Here is a 21027-nt window from a genome sequence, read left to right as displayed (position 1 = left end):
CGGCTCTCTCAGATCACCTTGCCGGGGTTGAGCAGATGATCGGGATCGAGCGCGGCCTTCAGTGTCCGCATCAGCGCGATCTCGGCCTCGCTGCGGGCATGGCCCAGCCATTTCTTCTTCAGCGTGCCGATGCCGTGCTCGGCGGAGACGCTGCCGCCCATTTCGCGCACGAGACCGTAGATGATCGCGTCCATCTCTTCCTTCGGCTGCTGCTCGACGGCAAGGCCGGTCACCCAGGAGACGAGATGCAGATTGCCGTCGCCGATATGGCCGTAATAGACGCTCTCGCATCCGTCGATGCCATCAGCGAGCGCCGCCTTGCAGCGCGTGACGAACTCGTCCATCCGCGCCACCGCAAGCCCGATGTCGTAGGAGATGTGCGGCCCCAGCACCTGGCCGAACTCGGCGCAGATGTCGCGCACGCGCCAGAAGCTTTGCGTCTGCGCCAGCGATTGCGCCACGGCGGCGTCGGCGAGCAGCCCACGCTCCATCAGCTCTTCGAGCCAGCTTTGGAAGCGCGGCGCGTCGAGGCTCTCGTCGGTGCCCTGCGCTTCGACCAGCACGTAGAGGCCGTGGCCTGCGGCGACCGGCGGCTTGACGCCGGCGCGAGTCGTGATGACGTCCCAGTAATCCGGCCACATCACCTCGAACGCCGACAGCAGCGGGCCGAGCCCGCTTCGCGCGGCGCCGAGCAGCGCGATCACCGCGGCATAGTCCTCGAGCGCGCAGAGTGCGGCCATGGTCGAGCGCGGTTTCGGAAACAGCCGCAGCACCACCCGGGTGATGATGCCGAGCGTGCCTTCCGAGCCGATGAACAGATGCTTCAGGTCGTAGCCGGCATTGTTCTTCATCAGCTTGTTGAGGCTGGTGATGATGGTGCCGTCGGGCAGCACCACTTCGAGCCCGAGCACCAGCTCGCGCGTCATGCCATAGCGGATCACGCGGTTGCCGCCGGCATTGGTCGAGAGGTTGCCGCCTATCGCGCAGGAGCCGCGCGAGCCGAGGTCGAGCGGAAAGAAGAACCCGGCCTCGTCGGCGGCCTTCTGGATCGTCTGAAGCGGCGTGCCTGCTTTCACCGTCATCGTCATCGAGGCATGATCGATCTCCTCGATGCCGCTCATGCGCTCCAGCGAGATCGCGACCCAGCCTGCTTCAGGCGATGCGCCGCGGCACAGCCCGGTCAATCCGCCCTGCGGCACGAACGGCAGATGCGCCTGCCGGCAGGTCAGAATCGCGTCGGCCACGCCTTGCGCGTCGACCGGGCGGATCACCGCCAGCGGCGTTTGCGGCAGGCTCGCGCTCCAGTCGTTGCAATTGCGCGCGGGCACGTCGGTGCCAACAAGCACGGCTGCGGCGCCGAGCCTGCCGCGCAAGGCGCTAAGCAACTGGGCGGGCCGCTCGACGGGGGTCACCATGTCCATGCGAGACCTCCTCGGAATCTGGCTGCGTGTCATGCGCGCCATGACGATGGAAAGGATTTGCGCCTTTGTTGTATGTAAGGTACAAGGCGGAAAGTAAAGCAAAAACAAGGCTTGCCAAGCCCCTGGTTCGATCGTCCGAGATCAGAGGCGTGGTCCGAAGCCACAGCAACGGATGGTGTGATGACGGAGGCAATTCGCGGGTTCTGGGTGGCGTCGGCGACGCCGCTTGCCGCCGACGGCAGCGTGGACTCCGCCAAGCTCGCGGCCCACGCCAAGCAACTCTTCGGCAAGGGCGTCGACGGTGTCGTGCTGTTCGGCACCACCGGCGAGGGTACCTCGTTCAATGTCGCCGAGCGGGTCGCGACCATCGAGGCCGTGCTCAAGGCCGGCGTCGCGCCGGACCGAATTGGAATCGGCGGCGGCTTCCCCGCGATCAGCGACAGCATCGCACTGACGCGCGCCGTGCTCGGCCTCGGTCTGCGTCACGCGCTGTATCTGCCGCCTTACTTCGACCGCAGCGTCACCCCTGAAGGCATCGAGGATGCCTTTGCGGCGATCCTCGACGGCGTCGCCGACGATCGCCTGCGCGCCTACCTCTATCATATCCCGCAGATCTCGGGTGTCGCGATCCCGACGAGCGTCGCCGCGAATCTGCGCAAGCGCCACGGCAAGGTCGTTGCAGGCCTGAAAGACTCCAGCGGCGACTTCAAGCAGTTCCAGGCGTTCCGCGCCGCCGCTCCTGAGCTCGCCATCACCGTCGGCAACGAGGTTGACATCACCCGCGCGATCGCCGCCGGCGGCGCCGGCACCATCTGCGGCATGGCCAACATCGCGCCGGAGCTGGTCAAGGCCATGATCGACGGCAAGGATGTCGAAGCACGCATGCAGGCTGCCGTGGACATCGTGGTGAAATCGCCATCCTTCCTCACGACGCTGAAAGCCATCCTCGCGGCACAGACGGGCGATGCGAGCTGGCTGCGTGTGCGGCCGCCGCTCCGGGCCTTATCCGTCGGCACCGTGCTCAAGCGGAAGCTCGACGAGCTGACGGCTCCCGCCATCGCGTGAGATCGCGCAAAACCGCGACACGTTGCCGCAAATTCGCGCGCTGCGTGTCGCGCTCGCTGCGCAATCAATCGAAGATTGCCGAACAGCGGGATCGGAATCTAGAACCCTTCAACACTAGAGCGATTCAAGTTCGCTTGCGGTTCTCTTCACGAACAGCGGCTGTTAGACGCGCCAGCTTCTGCGTCTGACTTGGAAGTGAATCGAAAGTGCGTGTCTATCTGGACGGCCAGCGCGTCAGCGGCCGTCGAACGCTTGCCGGCGAGAGCCGCGCGGGTCTTCTCATTGGAGCGGCCGTGCTGCTCGCCGAATTTCTCTCCAGCTCGGCGACCGCGCAGGCCCAATCCGCACTTCCGCCGGTGACGGTGGAAGCGCCGGCTCCGCGGCCGAAAGCGGCGCGTGCATCGGACCAGTCTCCGCGCCGCACGCAAACCGCCGCGCGCCAGCGCAATCACAATCCAGCACCCGCAGCGCCGACGCTCTCGGAGCGCGCCGCCGCGGAAGCCGCCGCGCAACAGGCCGCCAAGCTCGGCTACCGCGCGATGCCGAGCGCAACCACGTTGCGCAGCGGCGCCTCGCCGCTCGACACCTCGCAGGCCGTCAACGTCGTCCCTGCGCAAGTGTTGAAGGACCAGCTTCCGCGCAACATCGACGATGCGCTCGTCAATATCTCCGGCATCACCCAGACCAACACACTCGCCGGCACCCAGGACGCCGTGATCCGTCGCGGATTCGGCGACAACCGCGACGGCTCGATCATGCGCAACGGCATGCCCCTGGTGCAGGGGCGCAGCCTGAATGCAGCCGTCGACAGCGTCGAGGTGCTGAAGGGGCCGGCCTCGCTGCTTTACGGCATCATGGATCCCGGCGGCATCGTCAACACCATCAGCAAGCGTCCGGAGCTCTATCAGCACGGCTCGGTCACGCTGCTCGGCTCGACCTTCGCGAACAACCGCAGCGGCGCTGACGGCACGCTCGACATCACCGGTCCGATCGGCGACGGCGGTCTCGCCTATCGTTTCATCGGCTACGGCGTCAGCGAGGACTATTGGCGCAATTTCGGCCGCCACAGGGAAATGCTGGTCAACCCGTCGCTCGCCTGGTACGGCGACACCACGACGGTCCAGCTCACCTATGAGCACCGCGAATTCATCACTCCGTTCGACCGCGGCACCGCGTTCGTCAACGGCGCTCCGCTGGCGATCCCGAAGACGCGCCGGCTCGACGAGCCCTTCAACAACATGTGGGGCACCTCCGACCTGGTGCAGGCCTCGGTCGAGCAGAAGCTCGACGACAATTGGAAGGTCACGGCGGCCTATAGCTACAACACCGAAACATATAGCGCCAATCAGCTTCGCATCACCGGCGTCAACGCCAAGAGCGGTGTGGAGACCCGCAGCAATGACGGCACCCAGAACTCGCTGAGCAACGCCAGTTACGGCACCTCCTATTTACAGGGTGACGTCTGGGTGGGCGGCTTCCGCAACGAGATCCTGTTCGGTGGCGAGGCGCTGTATCGCACGATCGATCGCCACGACTTGATCCGTCAGGCGACCCCGAGCTTCAATTTCTACAACCCGGTCTACGGACTGATCTCGCCGGGCACGGCTGTTTCGCCAACGGACAGCGAACAGACTGACAAGCTCGGCACCCGCGGCTTCTTCGCTCAGGACACCTTCCATCTGACCAACTGGCTGTCCGTGGTCGGAGGCGTGCGCTGGATGGAATACGAGCAGCTCGCCGGAAAAGGCCGGCCGAACTTCATCACAAACACTAATTTGGCGGGTGACAAGGTGCTGCCGCTCGGCGGCGTCATCTTCAAGCTGAACGATCAGCTCTCCTACTACGTGAGCTATACGCAGTCGTTGAAGCCGACATCGGTCATCGCAGCGTTCACCTCCGGCTTTGTCGTCGACTCCACCATCGCGCCCGAAGAAGGAACGCAATGGGAAACCGGTCTGAAGTTCGATGTCAACAAGCGGCTGTCGGGCACCCTGGCCGTCTACGACATCCAGAAGAAGAATGTCCTGGTGCTGGATGACATCGGCGGAAGCAAGTCGGCGGCGCGCGCCTCTGGCGCGGCCAAGTCGCGCGGCGTCGAATTGGACGTGACCGGCAAACTGACTGATCAATGGAGCCTGATCGGAAGTTATGGGTATACCGATGCCCGGCTGATCAATGATCCCGCTGTCGGTAACGCCAAGCTCCTGAACGCCGCCATGAACACGGCTTCGCTCTATCTCGTCTATGATTTCGGCGATGCGCTGCCCGGACGTCTGCGGCTCGGCGGCGGCGCGCACTATGTCGGTGACCGACCGGGCGACTCCCTCAACACGTTCTTCCTGCCGGCCTATACCGTCGCGGACATCTTTGCGACTTACGACACCAAGATCGACAATCTGCCGGTGACCTATCAATTCAACGTCAAGAACCTGTTCGACAAGGTCTACTATACGTCCACCACCGGAAACGCTCTGAACGTCGCGATCGGCGACGCGCGCAGGATATCCCTGTCGGCGACGGTGAAGTTCTAGCGATGACGGTGTGGCGCGAGGAAGCCGATTTCCCGGTCGTGCAGACCAGAAGGGCCGGCGCCGATGCATGAGTGCTGGCGCGCGATCAAGGCCGTTCTGCTTCAGGTCCATTCCATCGCGGGCCTCGCGCTCGCGCTGCTACTCGCTGTGATCGCGCTGACCGGTGCGATCATGAGTTTCGAGGACGAGATCGGCGACTATCTGAACCGCGGCATCATGCAGGTGGCGCCGCGCCAGGCACCGGCGCTGATGCCGGACGAGCTGGTTGCGCGCCTGACCGCGGCGCGGGACGTCGGCAAAGTCTCCGCCGTAACACTGGCGAGCGACCCGTCCGCCGCGGCGCATGTACGCTTCGCCCGCGACGAACGAGGCGCGCGGCCGTCCTCGCTCTATGTCGATCCCTATGACGCGCGCGTGTTGGGCGCACCGCGCGGCGAAGAGTTTTTCGCGACCGTGCGCAAGCTGCATCGCTGGCTGTTGATTCCCGGCGACGCCAAGGGCTGGGGGCGTCAGATCACGGGCGTGGCCGCGCTCGGCTTGATCGTGATGCTCATCTCGGGACTGGTGCTGCGCTGGCCGCGGCGTGCAGGCAGCGTGAAGATGTGGCTGAAGCCCAATGTCCGGCTCAGCGGGCGCGGGCTGCATCGGTCGCTGCATGCGGTGATCGGCACCTGGGTCCTGCCGGTCTATCTGGTGATGACGCTCACCGGGCTCTGGTACTCGTTCGACTGGTACAAGGATGGCGTCGTCTGGTTGCTGTCGCGGCCGCAAGTCGCCGCCGCTAAGATGCAGCCCAAGATGCCCACAAAGGCGTCGCGTGCCACCGGCGCCGGCGAGACGGCGCAGCCGATCGGCTTTGATCGCGCGTGGGCCGCCTTCCTGCACGAAGAGGGCAGCCGCTTCTCCAAGGCGTTACTGACGCTGCCCGCCGGTCCGGGCACGGTGATACGGATCCGGTCCTGGGGGAAAGACTCCACCCTCGATACTACCCGCGACGAACTCCGCATCGACGCCGTGACCGGTCAGTTGGTCTCTGCGGAACGCTACGCCGACAAGACGTTCGGCGAGAAGATCATCGCGAATGTGCTCGACATCCACCGCGGTGCGATTCTGGGTTGGCCCGGCAAGCTCGCGTTCATGGTCGCGGCTGCGCTGATGCCGCTGTTCGCGGTCACCGGCGTCCTGCTCTATCTGTCGCGCCGCAGGATGCGGCGCCCTGTGCAGCCGCGGCTCGGCCGGCTCGTGCCGGGCGAGTGAACGGACGAACTGCTTCGACACGGCTTGGGGTCGCCCGGCTGACCTGCCGCCCTCATGTCACTTCGCCTGCATGCGCCGTTCGTCAATGACGATGTCGTTGTTGATGGCGTAGACGAAGCAGCCGCCATCTCGGCCGTTCCGCGCGGGATCGCTGTTGCATTTCGCCAACGCGGAGGTCTGGGCGTCTTTCAGGCTGGGATCCCCTGCCGAGATGAATAGTTTGCCCCAGGGATGGATCGCGATCGCCTTGGGCTCCATGGCCTTGTCGTAGTTCTGCACGTCAGGGCGCTGTCGCGTGATCCGCCGGATGATCGGAATCTGCGACAAGTCGTACTTGCCTGCATAGTGCAGCCGCGGCATGTCTCTCGACGCGAGCTCGCCTTCGGCGACGATTTCCTCGTTGACGGCCAGCAGGGCGCATGGCTTGCCGTAGCGGAGCTGACACGCTTCGAGCGAGCGGTCGCCGGTGACAGACGGGTCTTCATGCTCGCAGGAGCGAAAATAGCTTGCGCGGATGAGCTCCACGGCCTGTCCCTTGTTGGGTTTGCAGGCGAGATAGTCCTTGATCAGCGTGTCGCGAAGCGTTGGGTGTACGGCCGGCGTCGCTGCGGCCATGATCGAGGCCATTGCCCGCTCGAATTGCGATTTGCGTTCGGCATTGGTGAGCGCGGCCATGGCGACGCCCGGAAGCGCCAGAAATATCACCAGGAATTTCAACATTTTCATATTGCGCCCCCCAGACGATTTGGAAACTCTAGCCCCCAAGCGCGGCATACGAAACGATTTTTCAGCGAGGGGCCAGGGCGGGCGCGCCGCCGGGCGGGGCCATGCCCCGGATCGGGCTGGCCAACCGGCCGGCAATCATTCAAGAACCAGTCCCGTTCAAGTCTCCTAAGGTTGCCTACCCCATGAAGCTCACCACCGTCACCCCCGCCGACATTCGCCGCGCGCTGCTGCTTCGCGAGGAGATCGCGCTGCTCGATCTCAGGCACGAGGCTGGTTTCGCGACGGGACATCCATTGTTCGCCGCCAATTTGGCCGCCGATCGGATCGAGATCGAAGCCGAGGTCAGGCTGCCGCGCAAAAATGTGCCGATCGTGCTCTATGACGACGGCGAGGGATTGGTCACTGCCGGCACCGAGCGGCTGGCCGCGCTCGGCTATACCAACGTCCGCGCGCTCGATGGCGGGCTGAAGGCCTGGCGCGACGCGGGCTATCAGGTGTTCGAGGACGTCAACTCCTACTCAAAAGCCTTTGGCGAGCTGGTCGAATCGCGCAGGCATACGCCGTCGTTCAGTGCCGACGAGGTGGCAAAACTCATCGCGGACAAGGCCAACATCGCCATCCTCGACGTTCGCCGCTTCGACGAATATGCCACCATGAACATTCCGGGCTCGGTCAGCGTGCCCGGCGCGGAGCTGGTGCTGCGGGCAGGGCAGGCGGCACCCGATGCCGACACCACCATCATCGTCAATTGCGCCGGCCGCACCCGCTCGATCATCGGCACCCAATCGCTGATCAATGCTGGCGTGCCGAACAAGGTTCGGGCGCTGCGCAACGGCACCATCGGTTGGACGCTGGCGCGGCATACGCTTGATCATGGTGCCGACCGGCGTGGCGCGATCGGATCGTTCGCGGGCGGCCGGGCCAATGCGCGCGACGTCGCCTATCGCGCCGGTGTCCGGCATATCGGCGCGAGCGAGATGGCTGCGCTTGTCGCGCAGACCGATCGCACGCTCCATCGCTTCGACGTGCGTGACGCCGAGGAATATGCCGCAGGTCATCTCCCGGGGTTTCGCCACTATCCTGGCGGCCAGCTCGTCCAGGAGACCGATATGGCAGCACCAGTGCGCGGCGCGCGCATCGTGCTGACCGACGACAGGGGCGTCCGCGCCGACATGGCGGCGTCCTGGCTCGCGCAGATGGGTTGGGAGGTCTATGTACAGGAAGGTGGCTATGACGGCGCCCTCGAAATCGGTCCGCCGCACGTCCTGCCCAAGCCCGACCCCGCCCACCGTTACCGCCGCCCCTATGAAGGCACCGGCGTCGACGAGCGCGCGATGCAGGCCTATCTCGACTGGGAGTATGGTCTGGTCGATCAGTTGCGGCTTGACGGAACGCACGGGTTTTATGTGATCTGACGACCGCTCCGCCATCTTCTCCCCGTATCCGAACCCTATTGTGCTGCGCATCCCCCGCGGTCTATGAGCTGCGGCGAAGCTGTGACCCACGGAGATTTCATGCCAGTCCCAGGCCAAAGCCCTGAGCGGAGCGCGAAGGCGCTGCTGCTCGAAGGCGTCAACGACAGCGCCGTGGACCTGTTCAGAACGGCGGGTTTCACCAATGTCGAGCGCCTGACCAAGGCGCTGGACGGCGAGGATTTGCGGCGGGCGCTCAAGGGCGTGTCGCTGCTCGGCATTCGCTCGCGCACCCAGATCACCGATGAGGTGCTGGAAGCAGCCGACCAGCTTCTCGCCGTCGGCTGCTTCAGCGTCGGTACCAACCAGGTCGATCTGCTGGCGGCGCGCAAGCGCGGCATTCCGGTGTTCAACGCGCCGTTCTCGAACACGCGGAGCGTCGCCGAGCTCGTGATCGGCGAGATCGTGATGCTGCTGCGGCGCATCTTCCCGCGCTCGGTGTCGGCCCATGAGGGCGGCTGGGACAAGTCGGCGACCGGCAGCCGCGAAGTGCGCGGCCGCACCCTTGGCATCATCGGCTACGGCAACATCGGCTCGCAGCTCTCGACGCTGGCCGAAGCGATCGGCATGCGCGTGATCTATTTCGACCGTACCGACAAGCTCCGCCACGGCAACACTGAGCCGGTCGAAAAGCTGGAAGAGCTGCTGGCGCAGAGCGACGTCGTCAGCCTTCACGTGCCGGAGACGCCGGAGACCGCCGGGATGATCGGTGAGAAGGAGCTGCGGGCGATGAAGCCCGGCTCCCTCCTGATCAACAACAGCCGCGGCACCGTCGTCGATCTCGATGCGCTGGCGGGGGCTCTGCGCGACGGTCATCTCGCGGGTGCCGCCATCGACGTGTTTCCGGTCGAGCCGTCCTCGAATTCGGACCGCTTCAAGAGCCCGGTGCAGGGCCTCGGCAATGTCATCCTCACGCCGCATATCGGCGGCTCGACCGAGGAGGCGCAGGAGCGCATCGGCGGCGAGGTGGCGCGCAAGCTGGTTGACTTTTTCATCACCGGCTCGACCACGGGGGCGGTGAATTTTCCGGAGGTGCAGTTGCATCTGCGTCCCTCCGGCGCGCGCTTCAGCCACGTCCATCGCAACGTGCCCGGCATGCTGCGCCGGCTCAACGAGGTCTTCCTCCAGCGCGACATCAACATCGCCGCGCAGTATCTGGAGACCTCGGGCGACCTCGGTTACGTCGTGCTCGATGCCGACCTCGGCGGCCAGGATTCAGGCGCGCTGCTGCAGCAGATCCGCAGCCTCGAGGGCACCGTCGGCGCGCGGCTGGTGTTTGAGCACTAGCACTGCATTGACGACCGGCCGCAGGGCGCCTTGAATGCGGCCTGCCGGCAGAACGAACAGAAACTCAGGGGGAAACGATGGCGCAAATCCATGTGACACTGTGCGCATTGCTGGTGGGCGCAGCGGGCGTGCTCGGCGCGAATTCGGCTTCAGCGGCGACGCTGGCCGAGGATGCGGACACCGTCTGCAAGGGCCTCGTCGGCGGCATCGACGCCGTGAAGATCGATTCGGCGACGTTGCTGGCGCCGTCGCAGCTTGCCGTCGCCGAACGCGGCCCGACGCCGTCGCAGCGCGTCACGCCCGCCAATCCCGGCTTCTGCAAGCTGCTCGGCCATATCGATCCCAGCGATCCCAAGGCGCCGCCGATCAAATTTCAGGTCAATCTGCCCGTCGAATGGAACGGCCGCTCGCTGCAATATGGCGGCGGCGGATTCAACGGCGTGCTGATCACGGGCCTGACGCTGCCGCCGGCCTATCCCTTCGACAAGCCGTCGCCGCTCGCGCGCGGCTTCGTCACCTACGGCACCGATTCCGGTCATGAGTCCAAGCCGGGCGAACCGCCGCAGCTGTTCGCGCTCAACGACGAAGCCTTCGAGAATTTCGCCCATCGCGCCTACAAGAAGGTGCGCGATGCCGCCGTCACGCTGATGCAGCGCGCCTACGGCAAGAGACCTGAGAAGATGTACTTCATGGGTTCGTCCGAAGGCGGCCGCGAAGGCCTCACCATGGCACAGCGCTATCCTGACGATTTCGACGGCATCTTTGCTCGCGTGCCTGTCATCAACTGGGTCGGCCTTCAGCATGCCGGCACGCGTTCCGGGCTCGTGACCATGGGTGACGGCTGGATCAACCCGGCGCAGGTGAAGCTTGTGGGCGATGCCGTGCGCGCGGCTTGCGACAAGGCCGATGGCTCCGATGACGCGCTGGTGCAGGATCCCGTTTCATGCAAGGCGGCATTCAAGGCGGAGACGCTGCGTTGCGCGAGCGGCAAGACCGGCGATCAGTGCCTCACCGACGCACAGATCAAGGCAATCGAGACCCTGCATGCGACCTACAAATTCCCGTTCGCGCTTGCCAATGGCCTCGACGACTATCCGGGCTGGGGCGTGTCGGGCGAGGACACGCCGGCGGTTGGCCCGACCGGCGGCTGGGTCGCGTGGTGGCTCGGCACGGCGCCCCCGGCGCAGCCACCCGCGCCCAATAACGGCATCGCCTGGATCTACGGAGCCGGCGGCATCCAATATGTGTTCGCGCGCGATCCCAAGCTCGACGTGACGACGTATAAGCCGGAAGAGCACAAGGCGCGGCTGCTCGAGGTCTCCAGTCTGATGGATTCCACCGACCCCGATCTCAGCCGCTTCCGCGCTCGCGGTGGCCGGCTGATCATGCTCGAACATATGGCGGACTATGCGCAGAGCCCTTATGCCGGCATCCGCTATTTCGAGAACGTCGAACGCAAGCTCGGCAAGGCCGAGACGGCTGAATTCGCGCGGCTCTACACCGCGCCCGGCGTCGACCATGTCGGCTCCGGCGCGCCGGCCAATGTCGACATGCTGAGCGCGCTGGTCGACTGGGTCGAAAAGGGCAAGGCGCCCGGCGATTTGGAAGTCGCCGAGCAGAAGGTCGAGGCGCCGTCGTTTGCGACGCTTCGCGCGCTGCCGCTGTGCCGCTGGCCGGCCTGGCCGCACTACAAGAGCGGCCCGCTGACGGAGGCGTCGAGCTTCATGTGCGCTCCGTAGCAGGCGCACCACGTCGGAGGAAGCGTCACCCGGTGGCCATTGCCTGCGCGCCGCCGAGCAGCTGCGCGTTAAGCCGGCCGCCGGAGAACAGCATGTCGTCGAGGGCTTCGTCGATATCGGCGGAGACCACGGTGTTGCCGCCGTCCCGCGCAATGCTTCCTTGCGCCAGCCGCCGCATCAGCTCCTTGATGAAGGCGCAACTCGTGCCGTCGCTACGCCGGGCAGCCTCTGCGATGACCGCCTCGTCGAGCGGCAGTCCCTTGCCGTAGAGCCGGACCAGCTTGCCGCGGCCGGTCTCGTTGGGTAGCGGCACTTCGATGGCTTGGTCGATGCGGCCGGGGCGACCCGCGAGAGCACCTTCGAGGTCCTCCGGCCGGTTGGTGGTCAGGACGAACAGGATGTCGGCATCTTCCTTCAGCCCGTCCATCTCGTTGAGCAGCTTGTTCAGCATGGATTCCTCACACGGCCCCATGTCATCGCGGTCACGGGCGATGAGATCGACATCCTCGATCACCACCATCGACGGCTGGAGCAGCCGTGCCAGGCTCATATAGGCGCCGAGCAGACCGATCTGTTCGGCCGTGATGATCAGCGTCGTATGCCCGGGCAAATGCGTTGCGAGATAGCGGATCGTGTGGGTCTTGCCGGTGCCCGGCGGGCCGTACAGCAAGATGCCTTTGCGGGTCGATTGGCCCAACCGGCGCAATTGGTCTCGGGTGTTGACGAAGGTCAGAACGTTGCGATCGAGCAGCCGCAGGGTCTGCTCCGGCAGGATCACCTCGTCGCGCGACACCTGCGGCAAGCGATGCACCGTGATGCCGCGCGAGCGACCGCGATAGTCGGAGTCCGCATCGAGCGACAGGATCTTGCCGCGATAGGTCCGCGCAGCCTGTACGGCTTCTTCCAATTCACTGAAGCATTGCTGGACCAGAGCCGCGCCTGCGGAGCCTGAAGGCACCAGGATCTCGATTCGAATTCCGGGCTCGCGACTGTATTCGCGGTGTGCGCAGAGCAGAACCGCATAGCGGAGATGATCCTGCTCACACAGCCATAGTCCGTTATCCAGACACTTGACCGGGGTCTTCTCGCCTACGTCGACGTCGGAATATTGCAGCGGGGCGATCGCGATCGCATAGCGGCCCTCCTTGAGCAGCCGTGGAATCGACAGCGTTTCGTAGCGCTGCTCCTCGTTCAATCCCACCAGCCGGATGGCCTTGCCGAAGAGCCGGTCGACCGCGGCTTGAAGATCGACCCGCATATGGCCGGGAAATTGGCGGATCGTGGTCACGAGTTTGCTGCGCGCGGTGCTGGCAAGGTGCCAATCGAGAACGTCGCAAGCAAAGTCGAAATCTTCCTCTTGTTCGTTCGAGGGCTCATCCGCCGCACGCATGCAGTCGCTGCACAGCCAGACCGTGCGGTCGCCGATACGCACGTCCATCTGTCCCTCAGGCTTCCCGCAGAGTTCGCAAGGAGTCTTGACCGCCTCAAGCGTGACCTGCAGTCGATGGCCGGCCAAGCCGATGGATTGTTGCGCAGATTTGAAAAGGGCTTCGGCAACCGATTGAGGGTAAGGTCCGCAAACCGCCTTTTCCTTCTGCTCGATCTGGGTGATCAGCGCGGTCGCTTCACGGTCTGATTTGCCGAAGACCTGCCGAAGCAGATCCATCACGAATTGGTCCGGCGTATCATCGTCATTATGAATTACGAGCTGGGTCGGCTGGCTCTCGCCACGCATACTGTTCATCACGAAAGGTCTCCGGGACAATCTATGATTGAATAGAACGAATAGGGAACATAAATGGAAGTGGCCGTCAAGCGTATTCCTCGACGCCTGCCGCGGCACATCGACCTCATCGCTGTCCTTTGACTTTCCCAGCCCCTTCGACTATCTATTTCGCATGCGAAATAAAGAAGCCGGCGCGGGGCATCATCGGCTGATCTACCTGTTGAGCGTTGCGCAGCGGCGCTTGCAGCGCTGGATGGCCGCGCAGCCTTCGAGCGAGGTCACGCCGGCGCAGGCAGGACTCCTGTTCATCCTCGGCAAGCGGGACGGCGTGCTCATGGGCGAGGCGGGCACGGCGCTCGATCTGGGGCCGGCCGGCATCTCCGGCCTCGTCGATCGCACGGCGGCTGCAAGATTGATCGAGCGGCGGGCCGATCGCGAGGACGGGCGCGCCTGGCGTATCTGGCTGACGCCGAAGGGCCGTGCAGCGCTCGCACAGGCAAAGGCCAACGCGGCACAGGTCAACGCTGCCTTGACGGACGGATTCACTAGTGCGGAGATCGATACCATCGCGCGCTGGCTGACCAGCATTCAGGACAAGTTTCCAAGAGAACTTCCAACAGAGCCTTTGAGAGATCCAGAGGAATAGAGGAGAGACCCATGACCGAGCACGTCCGGATCGAGAACGACGGCGGAATTCTTACGCTCACGCTGGCGCGCCCCGACAAGAAGAACGCACTGACGGATGCGATGTACGGCAAGCTTGCCGATGCCATCGAATCCGCCGAGTCCGATGCGTTGGCCCGCGTGATCCTGATCCGCGGCGAAGGCGACATGTTCACTGCCGGCAACGACGTCGGCGAATTCGCCGCAGTCGCAGCGGGCAAGTCGGAAGGAACCCGCAACGTGGTGCGCTTCATCCAGTCGCTGGCGCGCTGCACCCGGCCCTTGGTTGCCGCGGCGCAGGGCCGCGCCGTCGGCGTCGGCACCACGATGCTGCTGCATTGCGACCTCGTCGTACTCGCCGACAACGCGCAATTGTCGACTCCCTTCGTCAGCCTTGCGCTGGTGCCGGAAGCCGCCTCCAGCCTGCTGATGCCGGCGCGCATCGGCTACGCGCGGGCCTACGAGATGTTCGCGCTGGGCGAGACGGTGCCGGCCAAATCCGCGCTGAAATGGGGGCTCGCCAACCGCGTGGTGCCGCTCGACAAGCTCGATGCCGAGGCGCTCGCGCTGGCGCAGCGTCTTGCCCGTCAGCCGGCCGGCGCGCTCACCGCCACCAAGAAGCTGATGCGCAATGGCGAGGCGCTGGTCGCGCAGATGAACGCCGAAGGCGAGCAGTTCGGACTGCGCCTGCGCACCGCCGAGGCGCGCGAGGCCTTTACGGCGTTCGCGGAACGCCGCCCGCCGGATTTCACCAAGGTTGCGTGATATCCGGGGCTCAGTGAGGCTCGTCGGGCCGGAAACTCACGCCAATTCGATTAAAAGCTTAACGGAACATTGGCATGTCGCGGGGCAAGGTGGCGCCCGAAGAATAGGCCCCCGACACCAGGCCCCCGACACCATGGCAATGTTTAAGAAATCGGTAAGTTCGCTTCTCCTGACCTTGATGGCCCTGCTGGCCGCGGGTGCGCTGGCCTCTACGGCGATCCAGATGGTTGGGGCGTTCGGCCGCTATAGCGACAGCCTGGAGACCGCGCGGCTCGCCGCCGCCGACAAGGCGATCTTCCAGGGCGTGCTGGCGCTGCGCCACAATCGCGGCGATGCGCAGAGCGCAATCCTCGGCGAGGACGACCCGCGGGCAAAACTTGGCGAGGTGGAAAAGGCTGAGCAGGGAGGTTACGACGCGATTGGCGCTGCGCTCGCCACCGTCGATTTCGCCCGCCGCGACGAACTCGCTGGCACATTGAAGCAGGGCTGGAGCGCCGCCTCGCCGCAATTCCAGCTGTTCTACGATGAAGCCAAGCGCCCGCGCGCGGAGCGCAAGATCGAGCGCACCAACTCCTGGTATGATGCCGTCACCAAGGTGATCGACACGGCCAATCTCGCCTCCACCGCGGTCTCGAACCGTGCCTGGATGAACGACCCCTTCATCGCCCGCATGATCCAGGTTCGGCGCTTCGCCTGGCAGGTGCGCGATCGTTATGGAATCCATTGTTCGTCCCTTCGCTCCAACGTCAACGCCAGCAAGCCGCTCGATGACGCTCAGAAGCGGTCAGTGGCGCAATGGGATGGCACGATCGCCTCCGGCTGGGCGGGCATGGCCGAGTTGCTGGCTGCGCCGGACGTGGCGGCAGAGCTGGTGACGGCAGCGACGGACGCAAAGGCCACGACCGACGGTGCCCTCAAGCAGATCGGCGATCTCACGAAAAATTTTGACGGCAGCGGCAAGCCCGCGATGCCCGCCGCGGAATGGAATACGCTGTGTCAGTCACCCTTCGCGTCCATCGTCGCGGTGGCGAACAAGGCGCTCGACCAGTCGATCGTCCGGGCGGAAACGGTGCAGGCCAAGGCGCTCACCAATCTCGTCGTACAGTCGCTCGCGTTCCTGCTCGCGCTGGCCGTGACCCTGGCCGGCGTGTACGTGGTCCGCAACCGCCTCATGCGCCCGGTGCGCGCCATTGTGGACGCCATCGCCAAGATCAGCGCCCGCGACTACGCAACGCCCGTCCCGCAATCCAGGTATCCCGACGAGTTCGGCACCATGGCGGCCGCACTCGAAAGCCTGCGCGAGAGCGCGGCGACCGCGGAACGCCTGGGCCGGGAGCGCGAAGCGCAGCAGGCGCTCCAGCTCGCCCGCTCCGGCACCGTCGATGCGGCTTGCCGCAGTTTCGACGACACCGTGCAAGCCGTCATTCACAGCGTTGCGGCCTCGACGAAGGAACTCGATGCCACCGCGACCGACGTGCGCTCGCTGGTTACGGAATCGAGCAGCCAGACCGCGGCGGTCTCGTCCTCCGCCGAACAGGCCACCAACAATCTCGAGACCATCGCGGCCGCGACCGAAGAACTCTCGGCGTCCGTCGGCGAGATCTCCGCGCAGGTGCAGGCCAGCGCCCGCGAGGCCCGCGAGGCCGTGTCGCAGGCAGCGCAGACCAATGCGACGGTCGAGATCCTCGATCAGACCGCTGGCCGCATCGGCGAGGTCGTGAAGATGATCAACGCCATCGCAGGGCAGACCAATCTCCTGGCGTTGAACGCCACCATCGAAGCCGCGCGCGCGGGCGAGGCCGGCCGCGGCTTCGCCGTGGTTGCCGGCGAGGTCAAGAGCCTCGCCTCGCAGACGGCGACGGCGACGGAAGAGATCTCCCGCCAGGTCGCGGAGATCCAGGGCGCGACGGGCCTGGCGGTCACTGCCATCCGCGCGATCGGCGGCGCGATCAGCGGCATCGACGAGAAGATGACGGCGATCGCCGCCGCCGTCGAACAGCAGCGCGCGGCCACCACCGAGATCTCCCGCAACTTCCAGCAGGCCGCGCAGGGAACCCGCGAGGTCACCGACACCATCGGCAGCGTCGCCAGGCTCAACCAGGAGACAGGCAATGCCGGTTCGGTCCTGTCGGTGTCCGTGACGAAAATGTCCGCCGATGCCGATCGTCTCCGCGTCGCGGTCGAGGGCTTTTTGGGCGCGGTGAGGACCGCATAGCTTCGACAATCTTCCGTCCCTACGTCGCGCGATCGGCATTGCCGCCGATGCGCGCGGCGGGTACATCTGTGACGCGGCGCGAGCGTCGCGGCAGATGTAAGAGATATCAGGGATGGAGAGTTCGATGCCGGTCACGCCTCAAAACAAGGCCCAGCGCCCCTATCGCGGCGTGTTCCCGGTCGCGCCCACCATCTTCGACGAGCGCGGCGAGCTCGACCTCGAGGGACAGCGCCGCTGCATCGATTTCATGATCGACGCAGGCTCGAACGGTCTGTGCATTCTCGCGAATTTTTCCGAACAGTTCGTGCTCACGGACGCCGAGCGCGAGACCGTGATGCATGCAGTGCTGGAGCATGTCGCGGGCCGGGTTCCCGTGATCGTCACGACCACGCATTTCAGCTCGGCCGTCTGCGCCGCGCGGAGCCAGCAGGCCGAGGCGGCCGGTGCCGCCATGGTCATGGTCATGCCGCCCTATCACGGCGCAACCTTCCGCGTGCCCGAGAAAGGCGTCGTCGAGTTCTTCAAGGTGCTGTCGGGCGCGATCAAGATTCCGATCATGATCCAGGATGCGCCTGTCGCCGGCACCCCGCTGTCGGTCGAGCTGCTCGCGCGGCTGGCGCGCGACTTCTCCAACATCCGCTATTTCAAGATCGAGGTGCCGGGCGCGGCTGCAAAGCTGCGTAGCCTGATCGAGGCGGGCGGCAGCGATATCGAAGGTCCCTGGGACGGCGAGGAAGCGATCACGCTGCTCGCCGATCTCGATGCAGGCGCCACCGGCGCGATGACCGGCGGCGGCTATCCCGACGGCATCCGCCAGATTGTCGATCCCTACTTCGCCGGCAAGCGTGAAGAGGCGAAGGCCTCCTACGAACGCTGGCTGCCGCTGATCAACTACGAAAACCGCCAATGCGGCCTGATCGCCTGCAAGGCGATGATGCAGGCCGGCGGCGTGATCAAGTCGGACACGGTGCGGCATCCGCTCCAGCCGCTGCACCCGGCGACGCGGGCCGGGCTGCTGGAGCTCGCGAAAGAACGGGATGCGCTGGCGCTGCGGTGGGGGAAGTAGCCTCTGCCGGCGTCCTGGACAAGCGCGCCCGAAGGTTATGTGTTCCGCCTCCCGTGCGCGATTGCGCACTAGGCCGGGACGACACTGAGTGTGAGGCGCGCTGTGAGGTGCGCGCCCTGGCCTGATCCCGCCGGCTGAAAGCGTCGAATTAACGCGGTTCGGGCGGTTTCGCGCAGCCCGGCGATGACATATTGTTCGCTCGCCAACCAGGCCCGCGGAGCATATCAAGACATCGCGCAACAACTCTTCATTATGCCGCTATTCCGAACCAGGTTGGTGCGAACCAACGAGACAGGGAGGCAGTGCCATGACGATGAGGCCGGATCCCACCTTTCACGCATCGCCCAAGCTTGCGATGGAAGCTCCTGCGGAGAACTTTGCCTACACGTTGCTGCTCAGTCCGGATTTCTCAAAACCGGATGCTCTCGCGGTCATCGACGTCAAGCCGGGATCGCCGACCTACAGCCAGATCGTCCACACCGTGACGATGCCCAACAAGGGCGATGAGTTTCATCACTTCGGCTGGAATGCCTGCTCCTCCGCCTTGTCGCCGCTCACTGGGCATGCCTTCATCGAGCGGCGCTATCTCATCATCCCCGGGCTGCGCTCGTCGCGGATCTACATCATCGATACCAAGCCCGATCCGACCAAAGCCAAAATCCACAAAATCATCGAGCCTGAGGAAGTTTTCAAAAAGACCGGCTATTCGCGGCCGCATACCATCCATTGCGGGCCGGACGGCGTCTATGTGAGCACGCTCGGCGGCGGCGGCAAGGACGGCACCAACGGGCCTCCAGGCGTCTTCATCATGGATTGCGAGACGTTCGAGGTCCTTGGACGATGGGAGATCGACCGCGGTCCGCAGACGTTGCACTATGATTTCTGGTGGAACCTGCCGCGCGACTACATGGTGACGAGTGAATGGGCGTTGCCGCCGCAGTTCGAGAACGGAATCGTCGCGGAAGATCTGCTGGCGAACAAATATGGCCATCGTCTCCACTTTTGGGACCTTCGCGCCCGTCGCAACGTGCAGACCATCGACCTCGGCGCCAATCATCAGATGGCGCTGGAGGTACGGCCGGCGCACGATCCGGTTCGCGAATACGGCTTCGTAGGCGTTGTGGTCGACACCACGAATCTCGAAGCCTCGATCTGGACTTGGTGGCGCGAAGGCGGAAAATTCCATGCGGAGAAGACGGCGACGATCCCGTCCGAGCCTGCGCCAAAGGAGAAGCTCCCGCCGCTGCTTCAGGGCTTTGGCGCCGTGCCGCCGCTGGTGACCGACATCGACCTGTCGATGGATGATCGTTTTCTCTACGTCTCGTGCTGGGGCACGGGTGAGATGCGCCAGTACGACGTGAGTAATCCGCGAAAGCCGAAGCTTGCGGGCTCGGTTCACATCGGCGGCATCGCGCGCCGCACCCGTCATCCGAACGGCAAGGCATTTGCGGCCGGCCCGCAGATGGTCGAGATCAGCCGCGACGGCAGGCGGGTGTACTGGACCAATTCGCTCTATTCCACCTGGGATGACCAGTTCTATCCCGATGGCGTTCCGGGTGTGGAAGTCATGGCCAATGTCGGTCGCAATGGCGGCCTTGAGCTCGACAAGAACTACTTCGTGAGCTTCCCCGACGGATATCGTGCGCACCAGATCAGGCTGGAGGGCGGTGATTGTTCGACGGACTCCTTTTGCTACCCGTCGGCCTAGATTGGGCACACGCGAGCCTTGGCTGGCTGTGGCTCGCTCTTGTTGCGAGCGGTCTCTATCACGGGGTCAATCCGGGAATGGGCTGGCCGCTCGCCGTTTCGGCCGGGCTCATGGACAAGAGCCCGCGCGCGCTCTTTCGTGCTTTGTGGGCTCTGGCGGCCGGGCATCTCCTGGCAACGCTTCTCGTGCTGCTGCCATTCGCGTTCCTTCTCGTGCTGGCCGAGTGGCAGCGTTCGATCCAGCTCGGCGCGAGCCTTCTCGTCATCGGCTTCGGCGTCTATCGGCTGGTCGAGCGGCGCCATCCGCGCGCGCTGGCACGAATTCCGCCGACGCAATTGGCGCTCTGGTCATTTGCCGTTGCCATTGCTCATGGCGCCGCCTTGATGCTCGTGCCGATCTATCTCGGGCTCTGCCAGGCCTTCGAACTCGATGCCGGCCATGAGGCCGCCGGCGCGCTGATGAAGGCGAGTCTCGGGATGGCGGTGCTGGTGTCTTTGGTGCACGTTGCCGCCATGGTCAGCGCCGGCGGATGCCTGGCATGGCTGGTCTACCGCCATCTGGGATTGAGATTCGTCTCGCGAAGCTGGTTCAATCTGGATGTAATCTGGGCGACCAGCCTCATTCTGGTTGGCGTTGTGGCGCTCGGCTCCAATCTCGCGAGCTGGCACTGACGCTTACTGCGTCAAGGCCCACTCGCCGATGATGCGGAAGCGAGCTTTGGCGTCATCCTGCTTGAACAGCGCGACGCGATCGATCGCAAGCGTCTTGAGACCGAGCGCAGCAAACCTTCCCCGCAGCATGTCCAGAATCGGCCCGCGCCGCTCCGCGTCGAGCCGGCCCGTCAGCGTCATGTGAAAGCGGAATTCCTCCATCACGTAAGGATAGCCCCAGCGGTCGAGATAGTCGCGTTGCCGTTCGCTCAGCTTCTCCGGCTTGCGCCGCGCGCGGTCTTCCGCGCTCAGCGGCGCGCGGAAGGAATCGAAGTCGCGCGCGCAATCGGCGGCGAGCTGCTGGAGTTCGCCGACCGGCTCCGCCGGAATGACGGCGATGAAGCCGCTGATGGAATCGACGACCGGGCGGATCACCGGAATTGCGCGTGCCCTGCCGGCGAATGTCGCGCAGGCCGCAACAAGCTCGACCTCGCGCCTGTCGGACGCCAGCGCCATCGGCGCCTTCAGCGTGGCGTGAAAGCCGTATTTGCGGGGATCGGCGGTGACATCACGCCAGTCCGGAGCCGTGCGCAGCGCCTCGTTCGGGAACGGCAGCTCTCGGCCGGTATGCGCATCATAGCCGAGCAGTTCGGCGCCGAAGCGCGAGACGGCGCTGTCGGCACTGGCGGCATGGTAGATCGCGTAGCGGGGAAAATCTGTCATGGACCGAACATAA

General features: G+C 64.9%; 16 protein-coding genes. 12 read left to right on the top strand and 4 right to left on the bottom strand.

Features of this window, described 5'->3' with window-relative positions:
* Positions 1-8: 8 nt before the first annotated feature.
* Entirely contained in the window at positions 9-1421 is a 1413-nt protein-coding gene (locus FXB41_RS16525) for an FAD-binding oxidoreductase (protein ID WP_219682496.1), read from the bottom strand.
* A gap of 180 nt (positions 1422-1601) precedes the next feature.
* On the opposite strand from FXB41_RS16525, the gene FXB41_RS16520 reads away from it, so the two are divergent.
* The 3 genes from FXB41_RS16520 to FXB41_RS16510 all read left to right on the top strand — a co-directional run bounded on the left by FXB41_RS16520 (position 1602) and on the right by FXB41_RS16510 (position 6274).
* Complete coding sequence (locus FXB41_RS16520) at positions 1602-2486, top strand: dihydrodipicolinate synthase family protein (RefSeq protein ID WP_219682495.1); 885 nt, start codon at positions 1602-1604, stop codon at positions 2484-2486.
* A 206-nt stretch (positions 2487-2692) separates the two neighbouring features.
* A complete protein-coding gene (locus tag FXB41_RS16515) occupies positions 2693-5017 on the top strand; it encodes a TonB-dependent siderophore receptor (RefSeq protein WP_219682494.1) in 2325 nt (774 codons plus the stop codon).
* Positions 5018-5080: 63 nt separating this feature from the next.
* Positions 5081-6274, top strand: coding sequence for a PepSY-associated TM helix domain-containing protein (locus FXB41_RS16510; protein WP_219682493.1), 1194 nt, complete (start codon positions 5081-5083; stop codon positions 6272-6274).
* Between the two features lie 57 nt (positions 6275-6331).
* Here FXB41_RS16510 and FXB41_RS16505 read toward each other — a convergent pair whose 3' ends face one another.
* On the bottom strand, positions 6332-7000 hold the full coding sequence (locus tag FXB41_RS16505) for a hypothetical protein (RefSeq protein WP_219682492.1): 669 nt from the start codon (positions 6998-7000) through the stop codon (positions 6332-6334).
* A 182-nt stretch (positions 7001-7182) separates the two neighbouring features.
* Here FXB41_RS16505 and FXB41_RS16500 point away from each other — a divergent pair, with 182 nt between their 5' ends.
* From FXB41_RS16500 to FXB41_RS16490, 3 genes are all read left to right on the top strand, one after another.
* Entirely contained in the window at positions 7183-8415 is a 1233-nt protein-coding gene (locus FXB41_RS16500; RefSeq protein ID WP_219682491.1) for a rhodanese-like domain-containing protein, read from the top strand.
* 99 nt (positions 8416-8514) lie between these two features.
* Entirely contained in the window at positions 8515-9759 is a 1245-nt protein-coding gene (serA, locus tag FXB41_RS16495) for a phosphoglycerate dehydrogenase (protein ID WP_007597639.1), read from the top strand.
* 77 nt (positions 9760-9836) lie between these two features.
* Entirely contained in the window at positions 9837-11498 is a 1662-nt protein-coding gene (locus tag FXB41_RS16490) for a tannase/feruloyl esterase family alpha/beta hydrolase (RefSeq protein ID WP_219682490.1), read from the top strand.
* Between the two features lie 25 nt (positions 11499-11523).
* Here the strand turns inward: FXB41_RS16490 and FXB41_RS16485 are convergent, their stop codons facing one another.
* Positions 11524-13242: an ATP-dependent Clp protease adaptor ClpS gene (locus FXB41_RS16485; protein ID WP_246648933.1), complete on the bottom strand. Its 1719-nt coding sequence runs from the start codon at positions 13240-13242 to the stop codon at positions 11524-11526.
* Positions 13243-13396: 154 nt separating this feature from the next.
* Here FXB41_RS16485 and FXB41_RS16480 point away from each other — a divergent pair, with 154 nt between their 5' ends.
* The 6 genes from FXB41_RS16480 (at position 13397) to FXB41_RS16455 (ending at position 20312) form a co-directional block, all read left to right on the top strand.
* Positions 13397-13870: a MarR family winged helix-turn-helix transcriptional regulator gene (locus tag FXB41_RS16480; RefSeq protein WP_219682489.1), complete on the top strand. Its 474-nt coding sequence runs from the start codon at positions 13397-13399 to the stop codon at positions 13868-13870.
* Positions 13871-13881: 11 nt separating this feature from the next.
* Positions 13882-14652, top strand: coding sequence for an enoyl-CoA hydratase (locus FXB41_RS16475; RefSeq protein WP_219682488.1), 771 nt, complete (start codon positions 13882-13884; stop codon positions 14650-14652).
* Between the two features lie 133 nt (positions 14653-14785).
* Positions 14786-16867, top strand: coding sequence for a methyl-accepting chemotaxis protein (locus tag FXB41_RS16470; protein WP_219682487.1), 2082 nt, complete (start codon positions 14786-14788; stop codon positions 16865-16867).
* Positions 16868-16991: 124 nt separating this feature from the next.
* Entirely contained in the window at positions 16992-17933 is a 942-nt protein-coding gene (locus FXB41_RS16465; RefSeq protein WP_219682486.1) for a dihydrodipicolinate synthase family protein, read from the top strand.
* Positions 17934-18240: 307 nt separating this feature from the next.
* Complete coding sequence (locus tag FXB41_RS16460) at positions 18241-19641, top strand: selenium-binding protein SBP56-related protein (protein ID WP_007597628.1); 1401 nt, start codon at positions 18241-18243, stop codon at positions 19639-19641.
* A gap of 77 nt (positions 19642-19718) precedes the next feature.
* Complete coding sequence (locus tag FXB41_RS16455) at positions 19719-20312, top strand: hypothetical protein (protein ID WP_246648932.1); 594 nt, start codon at positions 19719-19721, stop codon at positions 20310-20312.
* 3 nt (positions 20313-20315) lie between these two features.
* Here the strand turns inward: FXB41_RS16455 and FXB41_RS16450 are convergent, their stop codons facing one another.
* A complete protein-coding gene (locus FXB41_RS16450) occupies positions 20316-21014 on the bottom strand; it encodes a DUF1045 domain-containing protein (RefSeq protein ID WP_219682484.1) in 699 nt (232 codons plus the stop codon).
* Positions 21015-21027: the final 13 nt, after the last annotated feature.

The organism is Bradyrhizobium canariense, assembly GCF_019402665.1.
Lineage (GTDB): Bacteria > Pseudomonadota > Alphaproteobacteria > Rhizobiales > Xanthobacteraceae > Bradyrhizobium > Bradyrhizobium canariense.
This window is presented reverse-complemented; position numbering and strand designations above follow the sequence as displayed.

Excerpts from the sequence above, each read along its gene's own strand:
- FXB41_RS16525 (WP_219682496.1), bottom strand. The coding sequence starts at position 1,421 with ATGGACATGGTGACCCCCGTCGAGCGGCCCGCCCAGTTGCTTAGCGCC.
- FXB41_RS16520 (WP_219682495.1), top strand. The coding sequence starts at position 1,602 with ATGACGGAGGCAATTCGCGGGTTCTGGGTGGCGTCGGCGACGCCGCTT.
- FXB41_RS16510 (WP_219682493.1), top strand. The coding sequence starts at position 5,081 with ATGCATGAGTGCTGGCGCGCGATCAAGGCCGTTCTGCTTCAGGTCCAT.
- FXB41_RS16505 (WP_219682492.1), bottom strand. The coding sequence starts at position 7,000 with ATGAAAATGTTGAAATTCCTGGTGATATTTCTGGCGCTTCCGGGCGTC.
- FXB41_RS16500 (WP_219682491.1), top strand. The coding sequence starts at position 7,183 with ATGAAGCTCACCACCGTCACCCCCGCCGACATTCGCCGCGCGCTGCTG.
- serA (WP_007597639.1), top strand. The coding sequence starts at position 8,515 with ATGCCAGTCCCAGGCCAAAGCCCTGAGCGGAGCGCGAAGGCGCTGCTG.
- FXB41_RS16490 (WP_219682490.1), top strand. The coding sequence starts at position 9,837 with ATGGCGCAAATCCATGTGACACTGTGCGCATTGCTGGTGGGCGCAGCG.
- FXB41_RS16485 (WP_246648933.1), bottom strand. The coding sequence starts at position 13,242 with ATGAACAGTATGCGTGGCGAGAGCCAGCCGACCCAGCTCGTAATTCAT.
- FXB41_RS16480 (WP_219682489.1), top strand. The coding sequence starts at position 13,397 with ATGCGAAATAAAGAAGCCGGCGCGGGGCATCATCGGCTGATCTACCTG.
- FXB41_RS16475 (WP_219682488.1), top strand. The coding sequence starts at position 13,882 with ATGACCGAGCACGTCCGGATCGAGAACGACGGCGGAATTCTTACGCTC.
- FXB41_RS16470 (WP_219682487.1), top strand. The coding sequence starts at position 14,786 with ATGGCAATGTTTAAGAAATCGGTAAGTTCGCTTCTCCTGACCTTGATG.
- FXB41_RS16465 (WP_219682486.1), top strand. The coding sequence starts at position 16,992 with ATGCCGGTCACGCCTCAAAACAAGGCCCAGCGCCCCTATCGCGGCGTG.
- FXB41_RS16460 (WP_007597628.1), top strand. The coding sequence starts at position 18,241 with ATGACGATGAGGCCGGATCCCACCTTTCACGCATCGCCCAAGCTTGCG.
- FXB41_RS16455 (WP_246648932.1), top strand. The coding sequence starts at position 19,719 with ATGGGCTGGCCGCTCGCCGTTTCGGCCGGGCTCATGGACAAGAGCCCG.
- FXB41_RS16450 (WP_219682484.1), bottom strand. The coding sequence starts at position 21,014 with ATGACAGATTTTCCCCGCTACGCGATCTACCATGCCGCCAGTGCCGAC.